The following is a 23,340-nucleotide window of genomic DNA, read 5'->3' on the forward strand; positions in this document are numbered from 1 at the left end:
CATTAACTTAAAGATTAGATTAGACAACAAAGTATATCCCATTACGATAATATACTAAAATTGGAATGGTAGTTATGTTTAGACATCTTTATTATCAATATCTTTCGCGCAAAATCCAACGAAGGATGAAAGAATTAAGAAAATTTAGCGATGCCCGTTTAAAGGCACAGACAGCGATTTTAAGAGGCAAACTCGCTCAGGGGAAAAGTTTAAACAGTCTTCTAGTAGAGGCCTATGCGACCGTTTGTGAAGCAGACAGACGCGTTCTAGGATTGACACCATACCCCGTTCAGATCGGGGGGGGGTGGTTTTACACTTTGGTAACATCGCCGAAATGAAGACCGGTGAGGGGAAAACCCTCACGGCAACCATGCCTCTTTACCTTCATGGCCTAGTTGGCAATGGCGTTTTTTTGATTACGGCAAATGAATATCTTGCGAGAAGAGATGCCAAAGAAATTGGCAAAGTCTATCGTTGGCTTGGACTAACCGTCTCTTTAGGCGTTCCTGAAATCACGGAAGATGACTCGCAAAGAGACCTAAAAAAAATCTATAGTGCCGACATTATTTATACAACCCATAGTGAATTGGGCTTTGACTACTTATTTGATAATTTAGCAGAATCCAAGGAGAAGAAATATCTTCCCCCATTTAATTATGCAATCATTGATGAGATTGATTCGATTCTTCTCGACCAGGCGCAGACACCCTTAATTGTTTCGGGCGCCCCTGACGTTCAATCGAATTTATTCAAAACGTCGCAGAGAATGGTGGGCCAACTGAAGAAGGGCGTTGATTTTAAACAGTCTGACGACGGGAAAAATGTTTGGATAACTAAAACCGGCTTACATAATATTGAGAATTATTTGGGGATTTCAAATATCCTCAGCAGTCGTTATCGGAATGTGTACAGACACATTGTGATCGCTTTAAAGGCCAACTATTTGTTTAACAAGGATCGGGATTACGTTGTAGAAGACGATAAAGTGATTCTATTGGACAAAATGAACGGCCGAAAATTGATCGGGACCAAGCTCGAATCCGGTCTCCACCAAGCTCTGGAAGCCAAAGAGCACGTTAAAATTACACAAGAAACGAAAGCCGTTGCCAGTATTACTTACCAAAATCTGTTTCGGCTTTTTAAGCGTATCTCGGGAATGACTGGGACCGCGAAGACGGATGCGGATGAATTTCGGGACGTCTATCATTTAAATACTGTTGTCATTCCACCGAATAAAAAGGTCATTCGTCAGGACCATCCTGACCATATTTACGTGACCAACAAAGAGAAAATTGAAGCATCTTTGAAGTTAGTGGCTGCCACTAACCGAGCTAAACGACCGATCTTGATTGAGACCGGCTCTGTTTCCATGTCCGAATTATATTCCAGACTATTACTGTATGAGGGATATCCCCACAACGTTTTAAATGCGACAAGTGCCGCTAAAGAAAATCGAATTATTAAAGAGGCTGGCCATGAAGGCGCGATTACGGTGGCAACCGCGATGGCCGGTCGGGGGACCGATATCAAAATTACCGACGGTGCCAGAAAAGCAGGCGGTCTATTGGTACTTGGGACCGAACGAATGTCTTCTGCCCGAATCGACAATCAATTGCGGGGCCGAGCCGGTCGCCAGGGTGACCCTGGTGACAGCGTTTTTTATGTCTCATTGGAAGACAAAGTGGTGGTTGAAAATGCGCCGAAGTGGGTTAAAAAGTATCGAAAACGCCATGACAATGCCAGATTTACCGGCAATTTGACCGGTAAGAAACGCTTTAAGCATGTTGTGGACAAATCCCAAGACGTTCAGAGAAATGGTGAATTTTCCGAGCGACTACAAAATGTTGAATTTGATGAAGTGGCCAAGACACAGCGGAATTACGTTTACGCTACCCGCAATAAAATTATTTATGCCAGCCAGTTTGATGATTTGATCAAAGAAGCAATTAAAAAAGCCGTCAATCATTTTTCAGCAACTGTCAAAACGACGTCGGCGTTAAACGATTTTATCTATAACAACATCGACTATACATTTATTCCCAGTGAGCACCCATTGCCGAAAAATTGGCAGCAAAACCGGTCACTTTTGAAGCAGTTTTTACTGCAACTAATCGCGACCCAAAAGGCTGCGGTGTATCAGAAATTTCCTAATGCGGATCAATTGAACTATTACAAGCGCATTGTTTTGTTAAAGTCTGTTGATACCATGTGGATTGATCAGGTCAGCGCGCTTCAGCAATTGAAATCGGTGGTCGGTGATCGAAGCTGGGGTCAGCACACACCGGTTTATGAATACCAGCAGGAAGCCAAGACGGCGTTTGCCAACATGAGAGACGGGATTTATCAACTTGTTTTAAAAAACATACTATTATCGGAAATCGTCTATCGAGAAGATGGCACAATTGACATTGTTTTTCCGTAAGTGATTGGGGATATGTATGAAATTATTACTTAAAAAAATTGCGTTTACAGTGATGATGGTTGCCATCCTTGAGATTGGTAGCGACATCCTGTTACCGGGATTTCCGGCCAAGGATTACGTCAACTCAATCGGTCAAAATGCTTATATTAATTTGGCTTCCAGTAACTTCGGGAGTCAAATTACAGTCCCCAGCCTGTTTGCATTGGGGATGGGACCCTATATGACCGCCTTAATTGTCTGGCAAACAATCACCATCACCAGTGAAGACACATTCAAAAGATTATCGCCCAAGGTGACGGGCTTTTGGCAAAAGCTGATTACTCTGATCTTTTCGATTTTGCAGGCGATTGCAACTGCCTGGTTGTTTATGAAGTATCGGCCGAACATGCACGGATACTCTTGGCTGGCCTTTTACTTTACCATTTTGATCATTTTGGTTGCCGGCTCCATGTTCATTGTTTGGCTGGCAGACTTGAATGCCAAGTGGGGTGTTGGCGGAACCAGTATTCTGATTATTCCGGCCTTGGTTAAGAACCTGCCCACCGTCCTCAATTCCGGCTTGAAGCACCCGATTGAGTTTGATTTTCAGATCAGCACGGTCATGATCCTGTTGATGATCGTCTTCTTCCTAATGTCGGTTTATACCAACCAGGCTGAAGTCCGTTTCAAGATTGAACGGGTCAGCATCAGCAGTCGGTTGACGGATTCCTATATTCCAATTAGGTTGTTGGCGTCCGGCGCCATGCCGTTCATGTTTGCGATGTCACTTTATTCAATCCCGTCGTTGCTCCTGTCTAGAAATAAACTCAATGGTACGGGACACGCATTTCTGGCTCAAGCCTTTTCGTATCATACCTGGCAGGGTATCTTAACCTATAGCGCGATCATTGTCTTTTTGGGTTACGGCTTTGCGTTTGTCAACGTGCGGCCACACAGCATTGCCAAGTCTTTACAAAAGAGTGGGGATTACATTCTCAACATTGTTCCCGGCAAGGATACGGAGACTTACCTAACCAACCATCTCTATCGAATTATTTTTATCGGTAATTGTTTCATGTTATTCATTGCCGTGACACCGCTCTTTCTGGGGCTATACGTGCCACAGTTGACCAATTTTTCGTTTCTCTTTGGCTCCCTGCTGATTCTCATCACCATGTTGGACAATGTGATTCAGGAAGTTCACGCGTTGTTTGTTAAAAATCAATACAGCATCTTTTAGACCAGTCACGAATTTTAAATTCATTAAGCGAGGCAAAAAATGTTCTATATCATACCGTCTTGGGATACTCAGACCCTAAATATTGATTACGACTATCTGTTAAATAAAATGCTGATGTTTGAAGAAGAGGGGGTTCCCTACCTAATCATGGGGGAGACTTTCAATCCAATGCTGACGCTGCAGTTAAATAAATTTGGCTTGATAAATGCGAAAGTCTGGCAGGCCTTTGATGAGATTCAAAATGTTCATTTGACCGTTGGCAAACCGCTGTCATTTGAAGACATTCCAATGCCAAGCCAAGTGGAACAGGTCTATTCGCCCTATGGGATTTCTTTGATGGGGGACGATCATCTGGTGGCGTTTGCCGAAATGTTTGCGGGCATTGTGTTGCAAAAAATTACTTATTACCGGGATGATGATAATCAAACCATTGATCATGTGGATATTTTTGATGGCCGGGGGTTTCTCTCAAGACGTTATCTTTTTGATGCCGGCCAAGTTCGGCTGATTAAGTTATACAATCCGTTTGGTGAAGTCGTCTTAACAGTCGATGAGACTCAAAACGGTCTGGTAACAATCTATCAGAGCCATCATTTTGCTAAAGATCATTATGCATCATTGACTGAATTGGTGATTGAAGTTTCGAGACGGTTTTTATGGAAAGCTGACGGCAATGCCAAAATTATTTCAGCGGTTGATGATCAATTTTCAACGCTAACGGCAGCCATTCAATTGAACCATCCCGTCTGCAATGTCATCACCGACACGTCGCCCGATGATGAAATCAAAAAGGCCCTGACGTTGTCATCGAGCCCCAAGGTATTGGCCCCGTCTGAACAACGCTTGGCTAAAATAACGGCTTTCTGCCATGATTTGGAGTTGACCGATGTTCATTCGAAATTTGTGCCACCCTATCCAACCGAGTTTGACCTGGGAATCAGTAATAGTTTAGCCACCCAAATCATTTTTTGGCACGTCGAACAAATGGACCACAAACGGGCAACCCGGCTGGCCGAGACGCTGGTTAAACTGGTTGTTGATTCCGAGGATAAGGAACTATTGGTCAATGCAGTTGATCAGCCCACCTATGAAGTGATTCATAAGGCGGTAATTCAATGGATTGAACGGCAATTTGATGTTTCTGTTAATTCAGAAGAACTAGCGTGGGTCAGAACCTATCTTGAAGCCCGTAGTAACCATCAGCTGACAAAGGACATGATCAAAGAGGCCAAAAAAAGAAGTCATCAAGAAAATTGGCAGAATTTGATTGATGCCACGTTGGCATTGGCAAAGTTACACTTTGATAAAAACCATCAGATGAGTTTCTACGATGAGTCACTCAAGCGGGCCCGCCTCTTGGTTGATCTATCGCCAACGCCATCACCTTACTTACAGACAAAGGCGATCAGCTTTGGGATTCCCCAAATCAATGCGATTGCGACCAGCTTTGTGACGGACAAGAAAAACGGCATCATTTTGAAAAAAGATCGAAAGTTGGATCGAGCCGTCAATTACTTCTTGGACACCTTGGACAACTGGAACTTGGCTGTGGTTGAAGATGTTAAGAAAATGGGCGAGTTCTCCAAGTCAACTTTGGTCAGTCAAATCAATGCGATTTTTGAAGAAGGTGAAGCATAATGCAGACAAGTGTTTTACAGTTAGGCGGCGAAAAAGTCGAAGTGGCAGCGTTCTTAGACGACACGTTTAAGTTTACTTATTTGCCGATGACGACCCCGGAAGACGTGGTCGATGCGCAGAATTTTCTATTAACCGGTCAGAGTATTAAGGACCAGTATCAGAGTGCCGTTTTTATTCTGGGGGATGACTCCTATGCGTTCTTAATGCCCGATTTACTTTTGAAATTACGGGCCAATAAAATTATTTGTGGCGAGCACGCGGATAAGTACCGCGATAGTTTCAAATTGCTGCAACGTAAAAATGTGATCCAGCGAGATTTGACTGATGGTAAAAGCTTGGGAGATTTCATTAACAACGTGCTTTTTAGTGGCCAATATGGTGACCTACTTGATTTTAACGACATCGCTGTTTTACCGAAGTTTCAGTCACATATGGAACAATTTGGTACCGGTGAACTGCAATTAAAGAATCTTCAATTAGATCAATTGACTCAAGTGATTAATTGGCGGATGACTCTTTCGCTGGCAAAGAATACCCGGCTGGCATTTTGGCCTGAATTTGAATTACTTGGCCAGGCCCGGGTGGTTTTCAAACTCTACTTATTGGATCAGTTTTCAGGAAAAATTTTAATGGCTCATAGGGTCGGCAGTGAAAAGTTGTTAACGCACCCCTTTATCTTAGATGTGCCAGCTGATGGGTGTAATTTGTTTGTCACCGCTTTGTTGAAAGGATCGGTTGAGAAATTTTCCGTGAGAAATTTATACCTTAGACGGGACCGTTATGGCTTTGGCGGTGCCATGGTTGGCTCAAAGATGATCACGGATTCGGCCCATTGTGGCGGCCAACTGGGAGTTTATTTTAATGCCGGCAATCTCAAGCCACCGTTGAACGTCTACTTTGGTGGTTGGCGAACCGCCGTGGGGTTTGAAGGTGCTGGGATTATGAGCAGAGTTGGGGATGGCTCGGCACCTTATTTACTGCTTTCTGATGAGCGGCTTGAAGGGGGTGCCTTCTACATTGGTGATGACGCATTGGAGCAACAGATTGTTGTGACAATTAAAAAGTACTTGAAAGTTTTAAACTTTTCCAATACAGATTTAGTTCTGTCAGGGATTTCGATGGGGTCAACGGCAGCCCTTTACTATGCGGCTGACTTGGACCCCGGGGCAGTGATTGTTGGCAAGCCCTTGGCCAATTTAGGGACAATGGCCCAAAATGAGCGGCTGATTCGGCCGTATGGATACCCGACGTCATTAGACATCCTCCTGCTTAACGAAGGGGCAACGGACGCTGAAGCGCAAAGCAGACTGAACCAACATTTTTGGGATCATTTTAAAACGGGAGCGTTTACCAACCCGACGATTAACATTGCCTACATGAAACAGGATGATTACGACCACGATGCTTTTAGCGAACTCTTTCACTTTCTGAAAGATCAGCACCCGACCATCAAGATTTTGTATAAAGGCTTAACTGGCCGCCACAACGATGATACACCGGGCATTGTCAGTTGGTTTATGAGGCAATTTGAAAATACCATGCAAAATAAATTCAATCGGGGAAGTGACTTCATTAATGGCTAACGTTTCAATTGTCAACTGGGGCAGTTATTTGCATCCAGTCGAAGCACATGGTGCCCGTATTAAACATCAAGTTGGGGTAGTTGAATACACCTCACCGCTCTTGCCACCGGGAACCAACATCTATACTTGGCAGTCCGAAGGTCGTTTTCAAGACATACGAATGCAGGGGGCATTGCCAATTTTACGTGGGAATCACACGTACCAACTGATTGGCAAACTTGAAGCGATTCCTGAAAATTCAGCGTATTTTCGGGTTGCCACTTACGATCATGAGAACCAATTTATTAAAGAGTTCATCCTTGAAGGATCCGGCGGCACGTTTGACTATCCGGTAACTGCCAGAAGATACAACATCTCGTTAGTGGTTAAAGCCAACCAGTTGGTTCGATTTAAGTGGTTGGCGATTGGCTTAGCTAACGAGTTGGCTGACGTCAAGTTGGAAGTCAGTGACGATTTACGGATTAGTGCGGTGCTTGCTGACAAGCCCCAAGGCTTTAATATTTATGTTACTAAAAAAGGGGCCAGCAGTTGGCTGGTACCCGTCCAGGCGGATAGCTCTCAAGCCGTCATTAGATTGACTGATGATGAAATCGAGAATGGGGACACCACTAGCTTTGCGTTATTGGATCAAGTTTTTAAAAAATATGATTTAACACATTACCAGACCAGAATCCGGGCCTACGGGTATCCGTTGACCAGCGTGGTTCAGGCATTTCAAGAACGGCTGTCTAGGCTGAAGGGAGAATAATCACTAAAGATGACGACTTATACAAATAATCAACCAATGAACTTTTTTGTTAATCGTGCAATGGGAATCGGTAATTCCGGGGTTGAGCACGCCCAGTTCTATCGCGCCAAGCGCTTTGATCAGGTTGGCCTGCCTTACAAATTTATTTTTGTTCAGTTGGTAAAGGAACTCCATCCGGCAATGGATGCGTGGAATTTAAGAAATGATCAAGTGATTAACATGTATGAATACTTTGTGCTGGGAAAAGACTACCTCAAACATGGGGTTAAGAACTTTTACACTCCCAAGACAAAGGTGATTGTTGACGGGAGCAATACCAACCGAATTATTAATACGGTGACCGCATCCGGTATGCAAGTGGTTGAAACGGCGGTTAAATATGAAAGTCGGAAAAAGAAAGGCTTTCTAATCGTCAGTGTCTCAACTGTGGAAATCTATGACTATGCCACTGGAAAGCGGAAGGTTCTACTTGATTTTTACGATAACCAAAAGGGTGGCACCGTGATCAGAAATATCCACTTATTCGATGAAGAGGGCAAGCACCTATTCTTCTGGAATGAAGTGCAAATGCAACGTTACTTCTTTAAAAAAGTCGATCAGGCCTATGGTGGTGGTAATAATTGGTTCTTGGATAGAGGAGAAGAAAGCGAAGCGGCGCTATTCTATCCCAAATTCCCTGGCAGTCGATTGGTCGAGGTCGTCCACGCTGATCACTTATCTGATCGTAACGATCCAAGGTACCCACTGTGGAATAACTATTATGAATATGCGTTAACCCACGTTGATCGTGTCGAAAGAGTTATTTCAGCCACCCAGAAACAGACCGATGATTTTCTGATTGACTTTCCTGGTCAGGAAAAGAAATTCGTGACGATTCCAGTTGGCGGGGTCAAGGATTTACCAAAGGTTCCCGAAGTTGATGATAGCAAGCGCATTCCACCACTTCACCTGATCACGGCTTCTCGGCTGGCCGGTGAGAAGCATATTGATATCGCCGTTAGATCCGTTGCCAAAGTTAGAAGTGAGGGAATTGACGTCTCTTTAGACATCTATGGTGCCGGCGGCGAAGATAAGCATATCAAAGACGTCATCAAGACGGTTGGCGCTGAGGATTACATCAAGTTAAAGGGCTTGTCCCACCACTTGGATCAAATCTATCCCAAGTATGATGCCTTTATCACGGCATCGTGGTCGGAAGGCTTTGGCTTAACTACCGTTGAAGCTTTGAGTGCTGGTTTGCCCGTCATTGCGTACAAGGCCAGATTCGGCTCAGAAGAAATGATTGAAGATGGGGTTAACGGTTTCTTACAGCCACTTAAAGTTGGTGATGAAAATTTGGCCTTTAATGTCGATCAGTTAGCGAATGGCCTTCATCGCTTACTTAAAGCGGATTATCCAAAAATGAAACGAGCTACTTATACATCGATGGCCCCTTATCAAGACCATGTCATTGCACATAAATGGGAGGAATTTGTTCATGCATTACGAAATAACTAACATCATTGACGAAAATAACCCAGCTTGGACTGAACAAAAGAAACGAATCCAGGAAACCAACGGCAAGGTGTTCACTCTGGCACCCGATCCGGGCTTACGGGATGAATTATTGAATAATCAAATTCAAGGCCTTAATTTAATCGACACCATTACTCATCGCTCTATCGATTATGACAAGTCCGCCTTTATGTATTTTAACCGGGTCCCAACTGTCGATGGTGCCGAGATCTTCATGAATGAAGACTTCAGTGTTGATATTATTGCCAATGGCGATGTCATCGGTCATGTGATTTTATGGCCACTGCTTCGGCGCCACGTTAAGGAAATTCAATACATTCATCAAAATCGGCAACCCGATTACACTGAGGAAATTGCCAGTGATGGTAAGAAGTTCAGTAATATCATTTATACCCGCGACGATGTGCAACGAATTGACTTTTATGACGATAATGAACATCCAGTAGTTAGATTTTTCTTTTATCAGAACAACTTAAACTGGATTACCATTAGCGACTTTCATTCCTTAAACGTGGTTGCCCAGTATAGTAGCATGGATGACTTTGTAGCGACCGAAGTTGGTAAATTGTTGACCGAAAATGATACGGTTGGCATTAACTTCTTGGGCATTGAACTAACAGCTTTATCCAAGTCAAAATCACAAAACACTTTATATTTGGCTGAAGATCCGATTGATGAAAACGGTAATGTCCGGGGAAACCTTATGGCGATTTTGAACAATGATATTTCGTATGTTCAAAGGGTCAGAATGAGTGAGGATAAGCTTCAGAAGTTAATCAACGCCGGTGCACCGACTTCAAAGGTGGAAGTTGACGCCGCGGTTGAAGCCACTCAAAAGGATTGATCGTTGATTTATGACTAATCACAATAAAAAAATCAAAGAATTGGATCGAGATATTCAGAATAGATTTAAAAAGGAAAAGAAGTACGTTATTGATCCTGTAAATGATGACAAGGGGAACCGATTTTTTGTGATTGCAACCTCAATCGTGATGATTGGAATTGTCATCGTTAGTATTGTCTATACGTTGCTGTCAATGTTAAAGTGAGGCGGTTTATGATGATTATGCCTTCTTTGGGGATTTCACGATTCGTCGATAGTTATTGTCGGCAGAGAAAGGTATTACAGAACAGCGTTGTTGGGGTTGGGATTGATCGAAAAAAGATCGCCAACATCCTTCAGGGCCAGCCAATTCGGCTGAAGACCATTAGTGACAGAATTGGTTTGAGCAAATCACGGTATTATCGCTGGGTCAACTATGATATCGACTTGCCCCTCGAATATGTCATGGGGATCAAAAAGATGTTGGGGATGTCCAACCAAGAACTCTTGGATGTCTTGCTGCCAACGACTGACGAAATTATCAGCACCTTTTCGATGGCGGCGTATTATAGTTGGGCAGATGACAAGGATGGCCATTTAGACACCATTATTGCCAGTTTGAAAAAATACGATGACGAAGACACGTATTTTGACTCACCTTTTTTCTACACGGTGACCTATCTCAAAGCTGTGTTGTCCGTTAAACAAAACATCTCACCAAATTCTTTTATCACGGCAATTGATGATTATTTGGCATCCGTTGAAACCATGACCAGTTACGACATCTTTTTAAAGCTGGCAATAACTCAGCTGAAACTGTCGGTTAATGCGTCCCATCCGCTTCGGGGGATTGAAATTTATTGCGCCAAGCTGCTTGATAAGTTGAAGTCGGCCAATCTGATTGACGCCAATGTTTGGTTAGGCTTCATTATTGATGTCCTAATGGATTTGCATCTCAATCAGCAGGATCGGGTAGCCCTAACGCTACTCGATAAAGTGTACGCCGGCTTATCAAGTGGTGACGGTCTTGATAAGTACTCGGAAGCCTTACTGATGGGTGTCTTGGACTTACTGAAAGATTGTGGCAGCGGGACTAATGGACACCAAAAAGCACTTGAAATTTTAGAGCGATTAGGCGGCTATCGATCAATCTTCAAATCCGACTCACTGTATTGGAATACGTTTGAAAAATATCTGGTAACGGCTAACGATGTCGATAAGGGTTAGAGATAGTGATGTTGTTTCTGATATCAGTGAGAAGGTGGTGCTTCATTAATCGATTAAGGAGCCAATTTAGATGAAAAAGTTTTCTTTTCTAGTATTATTTTGCGGATTGTTAGTTCTCATGGCGGGATTGCTAAATCAGCAGAATGTTCGTAATGCAGCTTTAAGCAAAGTCACGTTTAGCAAGCGGGATGCGTTGGGCCTTCACGGTTATTTTAGAAGTCGTCGGGGTGGTACGGCTTTTTATTGGAAACAATTGAAAATTAAGCATCGCCAGGGCAGTGTCTTGGTGGTTGGTAATTTTGCTAAGCCTGCCATCTTTTATGCGATTCCTAGTGGCAAGGTAAAGTTAAGTGATAATCGCCGAAATCTGACGTTCAGGTTTAAGGTCGCTAATTCTGAAGGTCAGCCGTCTAAAGAAACAGGCCGTTTGGTTCTTAAAAAGCTTGGTAAAAAATCTTATCAGGTTAAGCTGTCAACCAAGGGTAGTCGAGATCCCCGCTTATTTAATGTTACTGGTCAAGTTAAGATGGTAACATAATCACCCGTTCAATCCCTGTTTGAGCAATACTCCAAGAAAAAACTTGCCAAGCAATATGATCGAGATTATAATCACCAGATTTATCAGGAATACAAGAAAGAAAGAAAAGCTGGTAAACGAGTTAGAAATCCTAAGAGCGATCCAAAGGTTCAAGCTAAAATTCGGTCAAAAGTTAAACGAGATGTTCGTAAAGATCGAGTGACGATTACTAAAGAGTTTAACTATGATTTTTCAAAATAAATATTGAGTAATGATTGACCTGGGACTAAAATGGCCCAAGCAATTGGGAAAGCTCAAATAGTTCTTAAAACCCGAGGCAAAGATAGCAGTTGTCTCGGGTTTTTGGTGTAAGAATAAATTAATTAAAACAGTCGTCCCAAAAGCGGGAAAAAAGTAATGAATCAGGATAATTGGACCATAATAGAAATTGTTTACAGCAGGCCTTTAACTGTTTGCTGTGATTCAAAAAGGAGGAGATATTAATTGTCTAAGCCAAAAGGAAATAAACGGCAAAACATTCGGCGTCTTGAAATGACTAACGAAAAGCTTCATTACAAGATGTATAAAGCCGGTAAAAACTGGATGTTTGCCGGAATTGCTTTCTTTGGCGGATTATTGGGGGCGAATATCGGGATCAGCACTACATATGCTGCATCCAGCAGTTCTGGTGCAACAGCTGCTAAGCAAACTGATTCGAGTGTATTGGCAGATCAAAGTTCTACCAACATTCCCGCTACTTCCGGGAGCACATCTGAAAGTTCATCTACCAGCAATCAGTCCAAAGATTCTCAAGTCAATAAAGTTTCTACCAGTATGAGTAAAGCTTTATCAACGTCAACTTCGGCTTCACTTTCTGAATCCAAGTCGACGAGCATGTCACTTTCTCAAAGCACAAGCAAGAGTACCAGTGACTCTGCCAAGGAGAATAAGTCATCGACAAGCGATTCTTCTAATAGCAGTAAAGGTTCTACTTCGGGGAGTCAAAAAGCTGTCACGGCTTCAACGAATTCGACTTCTAGCGCGGATCAAAATTCGGGGGATTCGCAAAATAAGTCGAATTTGCAAGCAACGACTAACTCGCAGAATACGAATTCGCAGTCGAAAACTGATTCACAGAACGGGTCAAATAATGGATCAAATTCACAGTCAACGACGAATTCAGAGAACGCCACCAATTCTCAAGCTTCAACGGAATCACAAACTAACTCGACGAATTCACAAGCCCCGGCTAACACGCAGGACATTTACAATCAGGTTCAGCAAGCAACGCCGGCAGGCTCAGTTGTTTCCGTCAATGATAACACCAACACCATTAATGTTGGCTTAACGACAGCTACTGCACCAACGACGGATCTTTTAACGGCTGTCAGCAATATCGGTGAAGCCAACGGAATGGCCGCCAACTTTGTTAATCTAACAGATGGCAATAGCGATGGTGAACATTCTGTTGCAACTGATCCGGATGCGGGGAGATCCGACTTTAACAATGAGATTGATAATCCATCCACGAATACCTCACCAACTTCAGTGACGGTTGCAACACCGGATGAGATTACGAATAATGCCAAGTATTACCAAGATGCCAAGACTAATAAAACTTTAGCGGATAACGTTACCACTTTCGATCAATTAGTGGATGCTTGGAATAATCCAAATATTACCTATATCAATATAACTGGTGATTTTAGCTATACTGGCGCGACTGACGAGGCAGCTGCAACTGCCGGGACGTCGCTTAAGGATCGTCAAATGAATGGTACCGGTGTTATTATCAATGGCAATAACCATACGATTGATCTCGGCCGCAACAATTTTGACTATAGCGGTGGTACAACGGCAACTACTTTCACAATTAGTAATGCAATTGTTAAACAGGGTTATCCTGGACTTAAAGATGGTGATTTCCGCGCCATAGTCTCTTCTCATGTTAACAATCGGTTAATTGCTAATATTAATAATATAACGCTGGAGAGCTCATCTAATGGTGGTAATCCAGTCCATGTAATGTTTGATGATGGCGGTAAGATCACATTTTCCGGCACTAATAACTTCACTATTTCAAATGAAGTTACCCGTGGTGTTTCGAGTATTAACTTTGCAAACAATTCTCATGTCACAATGCAGCGGACATCTAATGATATAAAATTTTCAGAGTTTTACATGAGATATCGGGCACCGAAAGATTCAGTTGGCTATGGCAACACGATTACTATGGGGGATGTCTCTTCGAACAAGGCTATGTCGTACAACGACCAAGCTGAAGACTACCCAGCAGCGTATTTGGATGTTGATGCAATAACCGCTGGAGATAATGTTAGTTGGACTCAAACTGGATTCCAGTACTTCATCAATGGTACGCAAGGTGCTCTTTCAACGGCTAAATACACGTTTGGTCAGAATTTCCATCTATCAGCGCCAATTACAGTGCAACCAAATGCAATCCGACTGCAGGGGACTCAGTCAGTTACCTTTAATGCTGGGACTGTGTTGGATATTCATCAACGTGCAAATGGTTCCGTTATTAGGACGTACGGTAGTTCTACGGTAACCTTCATTTCACCAAAATCTCTACACATGGCGGTTGAAGACAGTTCTGGTAATCCAATCCAGCCAACTGGTCTTGGTGACGGCGTGATTTCCGGTACTGGGACATTTACAATGAATAATTCCAGTATTTTGACTTGGGATGGCACCCATTCTAGTGATACCACTCCTAAGGGTGATCATAGTGATACGTTCACTCAGTTAAGCGTTAAGAATGGCCAAGCAACCTTGACTGATCTCAAGGGAAATCAGAGTACATCAGCAATTGTCGGCACAATAACGCGTGAGTTACAAACCACAGCTTTAAAGCCAGGTACCATTACGCTGAACTATGTCGATCAGAATGGCAAGACGATCAAGTCTGAAAAGATGACTTTGCCGGATGATGCTTATATTGGTGAATACCTCAATCTGATTACTAAGCAATACGCGGTAACCGATATTCCTGCAAATTACATGTGGGCAATTGGTACACAGGTTTACTCAAAAGCCAATCAAGATGGCGGCGATTCCACAACTGACAAAGATAATGGTGATAAGTATGGCCAAGCCAACGAAGCAGTCGTTCCAATGGAAGGCAAGAACTATACTTATAACATTTACCTTTATGGGAAACCGAATACCGGCATCACTTACCAATATGTTGACGCAATTACAGGCAAAGTTCTCACAACTAAGACGGCAGATAGTGGTAAGGAAGCTTCCGGGACTGCTAATGCTCCTGCCAACTATGGGAACACGATTAACTGGGCAAGTGATTACTACAAGAATCAATTATCTTCTGCTGGTTATCACTACGCAACAGGTTCTGAGTTGGTTAATGGTGAAAAGCAGCCGACAACAACGACGGTTGGAACAGATCCAGCAAACGTTAAGATCTATGTTGTATCGGACAATTGGAATTCTGAATCAACCAGTGCTTCGAAGTCAACTTCTGGAAGTTTAAGTACCAGTCTTTCAAAGTCGGAGAGTACAGCTTCCAATTCCAAGTCGGATACGACGAGTGAATCGAAGTCAACTTCGGAAAGCTTGAGTACTAGTCTTTCGAAGTCGGAGAGTACAGCTTCCAATTCCAAGTCGGATACGACAAGTGAGTCGAAGTCAACTTCAGAAAGTTTGAGTACCAGTCTTTCAAAGTCGGAGAGTACGGCTTCCAATTCCAAGTCGGATACGACGAGTGAATCGAAGTCAACTTCGGAAAGCTTGAGTACTAGTCTTTCGAAGTCGGAGAGTACAGCTTCCAATTCCAAGTCGGATACGACGAGTGAATCGAAGTCAACTTCGGAAAGCTTGAGTACCAGTCTTTCGAAGTCGGAGAGTACAGCTTCAAATTCCAAGTCGGATACGACGAGTGAATCGAAGTCAACTTCGGAAAGTTTGAGTACCAGTCTTTCGAAGTCAAACAGTGCAAATTCAGTTTCTGAATCAACCAGTGGTTCGCGTTCGCAGAGTGCCAGTCTTTCGAACAGTAAATCATTATCAGACAGTAACTCATTGTCGGATTCCAATTCTGGTAGTTTAAGTAAGAGTGAATCACTTTCCAATAGTCGATCACTATCGAATAGTGCTAGTCTCTCGAATAGTAAGTCATTATCCGACAGCAACTCATTGTCGGATTCGGACTCTGGCAGTTTGAGTAAGAGCGAGTCGCTTTCGAATAGTCGATCACTATCAAATAGTGCTAGTCTCTCGAACAGTAAGTCATTATCCGACAGCAATTCATTATCTGCCTCAGATTCTGGTAGCTTGAGTAAGAGCGAGTCGCTTTCGAATAGTCGATCACTATCGAATAGTGCTAGTCTCTCGAATAGTAAGTCATTATCCGACAGCAACTCATTGTCGGATTCGAACTCTGGTAGTTTGAGTAAGAGTGAATCGTTTTCGAATAGTCGATCACTATCGAATAGTGCTAGTCTCTCGAACAGTAAATCGTTGTCGGATAGCAACTCACTATCCGCCTCGGATTCTGGTAGCTTGAGTAAGAGTGAATCGCTTTCGAATAGTCGATCACTATCGAATAGTGCTAGTCTCTCGAATAGTAAGTCATTATCCGACAGCAATTCATTATCGGCCTCAGATTCTGGTAGCTTGAGTAAGAGCGAGTCGCTTTCCAATAGCCGATCACTCTCGAACAGTGCTAGTCTCTCGAATAGTAAGTCATTATCCGACAGCAATTCATTATCGGCCTCAGATTCTGGTAGCTTGAGCAAGAGCAATTCACTATCCAACAGTGCTAGTCTTTCGAACAGTAAGTCGTTATCGGACAGTAACTCATTATCCGCTTCCAATTCTGGTAGTTTGAGCAAGAGTGAATCACTTTCGAATAGTCGATCACTATCGAATAGTGCTAGTCTCTCGAACAGTAAATCGTTGTCGGATAGCAACTCCCTATCCGCCTCGGACTCTGGTAGTTTGAGTAAGAGTGAATCGCTTTCGAATAGTCGATCACTATCAAATAGTGCTAGTCTCTCGAACAGTAAATCGTTGTCGGATAGCAACTCCCTATCCGCCTCGGATTCTGGTAGCTTGAGTAAGAGCAATTCGCTATCCAACAGTGCTAGTCTTTCGAACAGTAAATCATTGTCGGACAGTAACTCACTATCGGCTTCAGATTCTGGTAGCTTGAGTAAGAGCGAGTCACTATCGAATAGTGCTAGTCTTTCGAACAGTAAGTCATTGTCGGACAGCAACTCGTTGTCGGCTTCGACCTCAAGCAGTTTGAGTACAAGCGGGTCACTTTCAAATAGTGGATCAGCTTCTGTAAGCTTAAGTACCAGTGAGAGTTTGAGTACTAGTGCTTCACTCTCAACAAGCAAATCGAATTCAACCTCAGCTAGTTTGAGTACCAGTGCTTCAACTTCAACCAGTGGATCGAATTCAACTTCTGAGAGTTTGAGCACAAGCAGCTCAGTATCGAACAGTGCCAGTCTTTCGGATAGTCGATCATTATCGAATAGTAACTCATTATCCGCTTCGACTTCCGGTAGCTTGAGTACCAGTGGTTCAACTTCGACTAGTGGTAGTCTTTCGAAGAGTAATTCGGTTTCGAATAGTGCTTCGTTGTCGAACAGTAAATCAGCTTCTGCAAGCTTGAGCACAAGCGGTTCAACTTCAACCAGCGGTAGTCTTTCAACGAGTGGCAGTCTCTCAAATAGTAATTCGTTGTCGGCCTCAACCTCTGGAAGCTTGAGTACCAGTGGTTCAGCTTCAACGAGTAGAAGTCTTTCAACCAGTCTTTCGAAGAGCAATTCGTTATCGGAAAGCACTTCGAAATCAGATTCGACTTCCGCAAGCTTAAGTACGAGTGCTTCACTTTCAACAAGTAAATCGAATTCAACCTCTGCAAGCTTGAGTACGAGTGGATCGACTTCAACGAGTGGTAGCTTCTCAACCAGTCTTTCGAAGAGTAACTCCTTATCAGAAAGTACTTCGAAGTCGGATTCAACTTCTGCAAGTTTGAGTACCAGTGGCTCAGCTTCTAATAGTGCAAGCCTTTCAAAGAGCGATTCGTTATCGAATAGCAACTCCTTATCAGATTCGACTTCGGCTAGCTTGAGTAAGAGTGAATCGCTTTCGAATAGTAAGTCGTTATCAGGTAGCAACTCCTTATCCGCTTCCAACTCTGGCAGCTTGAGCAAGAGTGAATCACTTTCGAATAGTCGATCACTATCAAACAGTAATTCACTTTCCAACAGTGCTAGTCTTTCGAATAGTAAGTCGTTATCGGATAGCAACTCCTTATCGGCCTCGAACTCTGGTAGTTTGAGTAAGAGTGAATCGCTTTCAAATAGTAAGTCGTTATCAGATAGCAACTCGCTATCGACATCGAATTCCGGTAGCTTGAGTAAGAGCAATTCACTATCGAACAGTGCTAGTCTTTCAGATAGTCGATCATTATCCCAGAGTGATTCGACTTCTAAGAGCTTGAGTACGAGTGAGTCAGTCTCAAACAGTGGCAGCCTTTCAGTGAGTGGTTCACGAAGTGCTTCTGCTTCAAATAGTGCATCGTTGTCAACCAGCTTATCGAACTCAACTTCAGAAAGTTTGAGTACCAGTGGTTCGAAGTCAACTAGCGCGTCAGCTTCCACTTCCGGTAGTTTGAGTACAAGCGATTCGAAGTCAACGAGTGACAGTCTCTCAACCAGTACGTCGAGGAGCGACTCGTTGTCAGACAGTGCATCGTTGTCAACCAGCTTATCGAATTCGACTTCAGAAAGTTTGAGTACTAGTGGCTCCACGTCAGCTAGTGGCAGTCTTTCAACCAGTGCTTCAAAGAGTGATTCCTTATCCGAGAGCACGTCATTGTCAGATTCGACCTCAGCTAGTTTGAGTACCAGCGAGTCGACTTCGACAAGTGCGTCGACTTCCACTTCTGCAAGCTTGAGCACCAGTGAATCGACTTCTACTAGCGACTCAATGTCTACTTCTGGCAGTTTAAGTACAAGTGGGTCCACCTCAACGAGTGGTTCAGCTTCTACTTCCGCAAGTTTGAGTACGAGTGCCTCACTTTCAGCCAGTGATAGTCTTTCAACCAGTGCTTCTGAGAGTAGTTACTTGTCGACTAGTTCGTCGTTGTCTACTAGCTTCTCGAACTGGATTTCAAACAGCGTCAGCTTCAGTAACTCATTATCAACAACTACTTCGACTTCATCTGCCGCAGATATCAGCACTAGTGCATCGACTTCGATGAGTACGTCGACTTCAAATAGTACCTCGACGTCAGCCTTTATGAGTTTGAGTACCAGCACGTCAATGTCGACTAGCTCGAGCACGCATTCAACGAGCAGCTCGCATAAGACATCGTACGCAAACAGGGTTGTTAAGGGGCAGGCAATTTACAGTGTCCACGGAATGTACTTGTACAGTACGCCAACCTTTAAGAAGTCTCACCGAAAGATTCATTATAAGAAGACAAAGCGGGTTAATAGACCAATGTTTGTTGTCATTGGCATTTCTCACTCGAAGGCTGGCAGATTACGTTATAAAGTTCGTGACGTCAACCATAGGAGCAAGACCGACGGGAAAGTTGGCTATGTCACCGCTAAGTCCAGCTTCGTCAAACCGGTTTATTATAAGACCGTTCATCGAAAGATTAAGGTCATTAATAGGCATGGGGTTAACGAGTATCGTCATCGGAATTTGACTGGAAAAGTCAGAAACCACAAGCGGGGACGAATCCTTAAGATTAAAGGAATCGTTAAGTATCACTTGACGACAAGGTTTGTTCTGACCAACGGCCATTACATCACGGCTGATAAGAAACTGGTCATTATGATGACTAAGCATTAGAAGGTTGTTTGATTTAAGTTAACCAACTCGGGGGTAGGCTATTACGGGGATAGTCTCAATGGGTAACTTAAATCACGTGATGTGACCGGTGTTTCAGAATTTGACCAGGTTGGCCATTAAAGGGGGTCTACGCTTTAAGTAGATCTGGCCAACCGGTATAACAATTGATCGTAAGTTCTTCGTCAGAGAACGTCTTCTATCATGGAGGCGTTCTTTTTTGTGGAAAAATTCAGTTATTTGCATTTTGGGCGATCGGTTAACCGGCTCAGCAATGGTTTAAACTTAAGTCGGAAATTATCACCAAATGTTCGAACAATTAAATTCCCTGCTTCCGCTAAATAGTGTCTATAAGCTACTAATAAACATAAGTAGTCGGAAATCATCACTAATTTTCTGAGAATTGCCCTTTTTAAAGTTTATGCAATCGCTTACAATTAAGCATGTGAATGGGATTTAAATCATTGATTATAGTAGGAAGAAGAATTCCGAACGATGATGACTCGCGAGTTCTCTAGAAATCTTGTTTACTATTTCTGGGGGAATAAGATTTTAAAATTGGGGATAGCTTAATTGAATTGTAAGCGTAATCAGAAGCGTATTGATTAGCATCAATTATTCTCTTTTGGAAAAGTGATTTAGAGTAAAAAATCTGTGAAAACGATTATTATATCATTACACCTATCACTAAATGTAAATTGATTGCGGGCTTCCAGCGCCTAATAACTTGTTTATACACGAAGTTAAACGACAAAGCATGATCAGTAATATCTTAAACAACAATGAAATGAAGGGTAGGTTTAGATTCATGATTAAAAGGAAATGGTTGGCATCATTAGTGGCAACAACGTCCTTAAGCCTTTTGACATTAGGGCTTATCGGCGGAATGCCTGCTGATGCCGACACAAGTAATCAGGAAATAACGGTTAGTACGAACAAACCGGTTCTCGATAGCAGCGGGAATGCACGCTCAGCGGATGATAAGGTTGCCTCTGGTGGATTGTATGCCTTAAAAGATGGTAGTACACCAAGTGTTTCAATTTTAAAACCGCTGAAACTCAAGATGGTGACTCAAGGCCCGGCAGGTGTTCAACAGTTACCCAATGGGGCGACGACGCCAAGTGGTGGTTTTCCGGCCATCGCACCCACAGTTGATCAACTTGGAACCAAAGTGACAATTCGAATGGCAGATATTTATAAAAACTGGCCATATAATTTCTCGAATCTGAACGATTGGTTAACTAAGGTAGACACGATGGTCAAAGCAAATGTTGCAACGGGTTACAATAAAGATATTTATGGCTATGAGGTTTTTAACGAACCTAATGGTGGCTACGAATCATTTGATGAATCCAATGATCATCAACCAGCTAATGCGACTGGTAATAAAAAACCGGCAAAATGGGGTAGCTTTTACACCTTATGGGACAAGACGGTTGAGCATATCAAGGCAATTGATCCAAATGCTAAAATTATTGGCCCAAGCATTTATAAGTATGATAATGCTTGGATGAGCAAATTCTTGGAGCATTGCAAAAATGCAAGCATTACGGTAAATGGGAAGAAAACCAATACGTTGCCAGACATCATTTCCTGGCACATTGGTGATTACGGCAGTAAGGTCGAAAACGAAGCTAAACAACTTGAAACTCTGGAAAAGAGTCTGGACATTACACCACGCAAGATTAGCATCAATGAATACGGTGGACGTGATGAACTGGGGGTTCCTGGTGTCTTAGTTCACTATATGCAGTCATTTGAAAACATTGCAGATTTGGATTCTTCCTCCATGGCATTATGGTTTAACCCTGGAAGAATGGATAACTTGCTAACGGATCAGCAGAAGCCTAACGGTGGCTACTGGCTCTACAAGTGGTATGCAGATATGACGGGTCAAATTGATCAGACCAGTACTGATAGTGCACCTACTGATAAGTTAGCCAGTGTAGCGAATACTACTTCGGATAAGAGTCAGACTTCAGTTCTCTTTGGTGGTAAAGATGGCGATACGACGGTTAAAGTAGATGGATTAGATGCTACAAAATTTGCTAATGGTGCCAAAGTAGAAGTTAATAAAACTGACTGGTATGGAACGGATACCGCTACCTCACCAAAAGAGGTAATGTCCGGAACTGCAAAAGTAACTAATGGTAGTATTTCAGTACCGTTTAAAGGAATGAAAGCTTCTTCGGCTTATCAATTAATTGTTAAACCGGCTGACAATCCTGTGACGGCTGATAACTTTACTTATGCGCAGGCATCGGCTTCAGATCCAATCCGGGTTGAAGCAGAGAATAGTAAGCTACTGGGCGGCGTTAAAACTTCAATCGGTAGTTATGCATCAGCTCGTGCTTACGTTAATCACATTAAATCCGCAGGTCAAGGTGTCCAGTTTACTGTTAATGCACCTGAAGATGGTAGCTACGGGTTAGAAATTGGTTACGGCGGTGCCAGTTTAAAATCCACGGGTGGTGTTAAAGCTACAGAATCGCTTAATGTAAATGGACAAATGTTAAAAGATGTTACCTTTAACCCAACTGCAGATGGAATTGGTGCTGTGACTAACGTTACTGGTACTCGAAAGACATTAGAGTACGGCAACGTTAATCTGAAAAAAGGTGAAAACACAATTAAGTTGATGTACAAAAATGGTGATGTCCAACTTGATTATATCCAGTTAACACCGATCAGTTCATCAAATGACTCAGGTGCGACAACGCCTTCGGATTCAAGTAGCAGTGCAACAACTGCCACTTCGTCTAGTTCAAGTTCCACAAGTAGTTCATCGTCTGCGACAACTTCATCCAGTTCCAGCGTTTCCTCCTCTAGTTCTTCCTCTTCTAGTTCTTCAAGCACCACAGCGGGGTCATCTACTTCACTTAATGTATCCAAATCGGCTGCTAAAAAGGGTTCACTCGTTTATGCCTTGAAGAGCCTCAATCTGTACAAGCATCCAACTTTTAAAGCTGCTAATAAGATTGTGACTTACCCTAAACGGACTCGTACCAATCGACCAATCTTTAAAGTGACCGGTTATGCTCGATCAGCTAATGGCACACTGCGTTATCAAGTTCGCGATATGAATCGTGGCAGTAAGACATACGGCAAGAAGGGTTACATTACCGCAAAAGCCAGCTACGTTCAATCGGTTTATTATAAGACCGTACCGAAGTCTAAGACAGTGACGGTAATTTCCAAGAAGGGCATTAACGCCTACAAGACTTCAAAGTTAACTGGTAAAGTCAAGCATTACAAATTTGGCACCCATTTGCGGGTTAAGAAGTTGGTTAAGTCGCACTTGGCAAGTCGGTACGTTTTGTCCAATGGGCATTACATCACGGCTAATAAGCTGTTCTTGATTCAGGGGAAGCACTAATTGAATTAAACATTGAACTCAAATTTCTCCCTTGGCTTCTGACATCAATAGTTTTCCGCCATTCGAATAACGTTTGAGTTCATAAAAAGATCTCCAAGTTACTTTGACTTGGGGATTTTTTGTGTCTGAGTGAGGCATATTGTCAGTCATTAGCAAAAAATATGAAAGATTATTAAAGGAAAGTAATAAAGCGAGTGTATTTAATCGAAATGTTAACGCTTTCATGTTAAGGTAGCTGTGGGATGATGTAGCGATTTTGTAAGGGGGAGTTTCAATTGAATAAGAAGATTGATGACCACTTAAGGAACATATTGATTCTTTCCTTTTGTGGCTTTTTTCGTTCTTTTTAGGATCGGCTAGAGTAGTAAATGCTGAGGCGAGTGGCCAAAGTTTGACTGTTTCGATTGCAGAGATTTAAACG

General features: G+C 42.8%; 11 protein-coding genes and 1 pseudogene. All 12 read left to right on the forward strand.

Annotation, left to right across the window (positions count from 1 at the left end; translation table 11 throughout):
• Window positions 1–74 precede the first annotated feature (74 nt).
• Window positions 75–2,422: pseudogene (secA2, locus tag ED605_RS04295) on the forward strand (accessory Sec system translocase SecA2).
• Between the two features lie 16 nt (window positions 2,423–2,438).
• Window positions 2,439–3,641: an accessory Sec system protein translocase subunit SecY2 gene (gene secY2, locus ED605_RS04300; RefSeq protein ID WP_121977654.1), complete on the forward strand. Its 1,203-nt coding sequence runs from the start codon at window positions 2,439–2,441 to the stop codon at window positions 3,639–3,641.
• A 39-nt stretch (window positions 3,642–3,680) separates the two neighbouring features.
• Window positions 3,681–5,279, forward strand: coding sequence for an accessory Sec system protein Asp1 (gene asp1, locus ED605_RS04305; RefSeq protein WP_121977655.1), 1,599 nt, complete (start codon window positions 3,681–3,683; stop codon window positions 5,277–5,279).
• Window positions 5,279–6,862, forward strand: a complete 1,584-nt coding sequence (asp2, locus tag ED605_RS04310) for an accessory Sec system protein Asp2 (RefSeq protein ID WP_121977656.1) — start codon at window positions 5,279–5,281, stop codon at window positions 6,860–6,862. Before asp1 ends, asp2 begins: the two co-directional genes overlap by 1 nt.
• On the forward strand, window positions 6,855–7,610 hold the full coding sequence (gene asp3 / locus ED605_RS04315) for an accessory Sec system protein Asp3 (protein ID WP_121977657.1): 756 nt from the start codon (window positions 6,855–6,857) through the stop codon (window positions 7,608–7,610). Before asp2 ends, asp3 begins: the two co-directional genes overlap by 8 nt.
• Window positions 7,611–7,646: 36 nt before the next feature.
• The gene (locus ED605_RS04320; protein WP_121977854.1) at window positions 7,647–9,107 is read left to right on the forward strand and encodes a glycosyltransferase; all 1,461 of its coding nucleotides are present in this window, start codon (window positions 7,647–7,649) and stop codon (window positions 9,105–9,107) included.
• Window positions 9,088–9,969: a hypothetical protein gene (locus ED605_RS04325; protein ID WP_121977658.1), complete on the forward strand. Its 882-nt coding sequence runs from the start codon at window positions 9,088–9,090 to the stop codon at window positions 9,967–9,969. The genes ED605_RS04320 and ED605_RS04325 overlap by 20 nt, the downstream gene beginning before the upstream one ends.
• A 10-nt stretch (window positions 9,970–9,979) precedes the next feature.
• Window positions 9,980–10,174, forward strand: a complete 195-nt coding sequence (locus ED605_RS04330; protein ID WP_121977659.1) for a hypothetical protein — start codon at window positions 9,980–9,982, stop codon at window positions 10,172–10,174.
• Window positions 10,175–10,182: 8 nt separating this feature from the next.
• On the forward strand, window positions 10,183–11,175 hold the full coding sequence (locus ED605_RS04335; RefSeq protein ID WP_121977660.1) for a hypothetical protein: 993 nt from the start codon (window positions 10,183–10,185) through the stop codon (window positions 11,173–11,175).
• Window positions 11,176–11,245: 70 nt separating this feature from the next.
• Window positions 11,246–11,713 carry a hypothetical protein gene (locus tag ED605_RS04340; RefSeq protein WP_121977661.1) on the forward strand — a complete coding sequence of 156 codons (468 nt, stop codon included), beginning with the start codon at window positions 11,246–11,248 and terminating at the stop codon, window positions 11,711–11,713.
• A 483-nt stretch (window positions 11,714–12,196) separates the two neighbouring features.
• Window positions 12,197–19,546, forward strand: coding sequence for a DUF5776 domain-containing protein (locus tag ED605_RS04345; RefSeq protein ID WP_121977662.1), 7,350 nt, complete (start codon window positions 12,197–12,199; stop codon window positions 19,544–19,546).
• 805 nt (window positions 19,547–20,351) lie between these two features.
• Window positions 20,352–22,919 (forward strand): DUF5776 domain-containing protein, encoded by a 2,568-nt coding sequence (locus ED605_RS04350; RefSeq protein ID WP_121977663.1) that lies wholly within the window; start codon window positions 20,352–20,354, stop codon window positions 22,917–22,919.
• Window positions 22,920–23,340 lie beyond the last annotated feature (421 nt).

Origin of the sequence: Lentilactobacillus raoultii, from assembly GCF_900411375.1 — a bacterium.
GTDB classification, from domain to species: domain Bacteria; phylum Bacillota; class Bacilli; order Lactobacillales; family Lactobacillaceae; genus Lentilactobacillus; species Lentilactobacillus raoultii.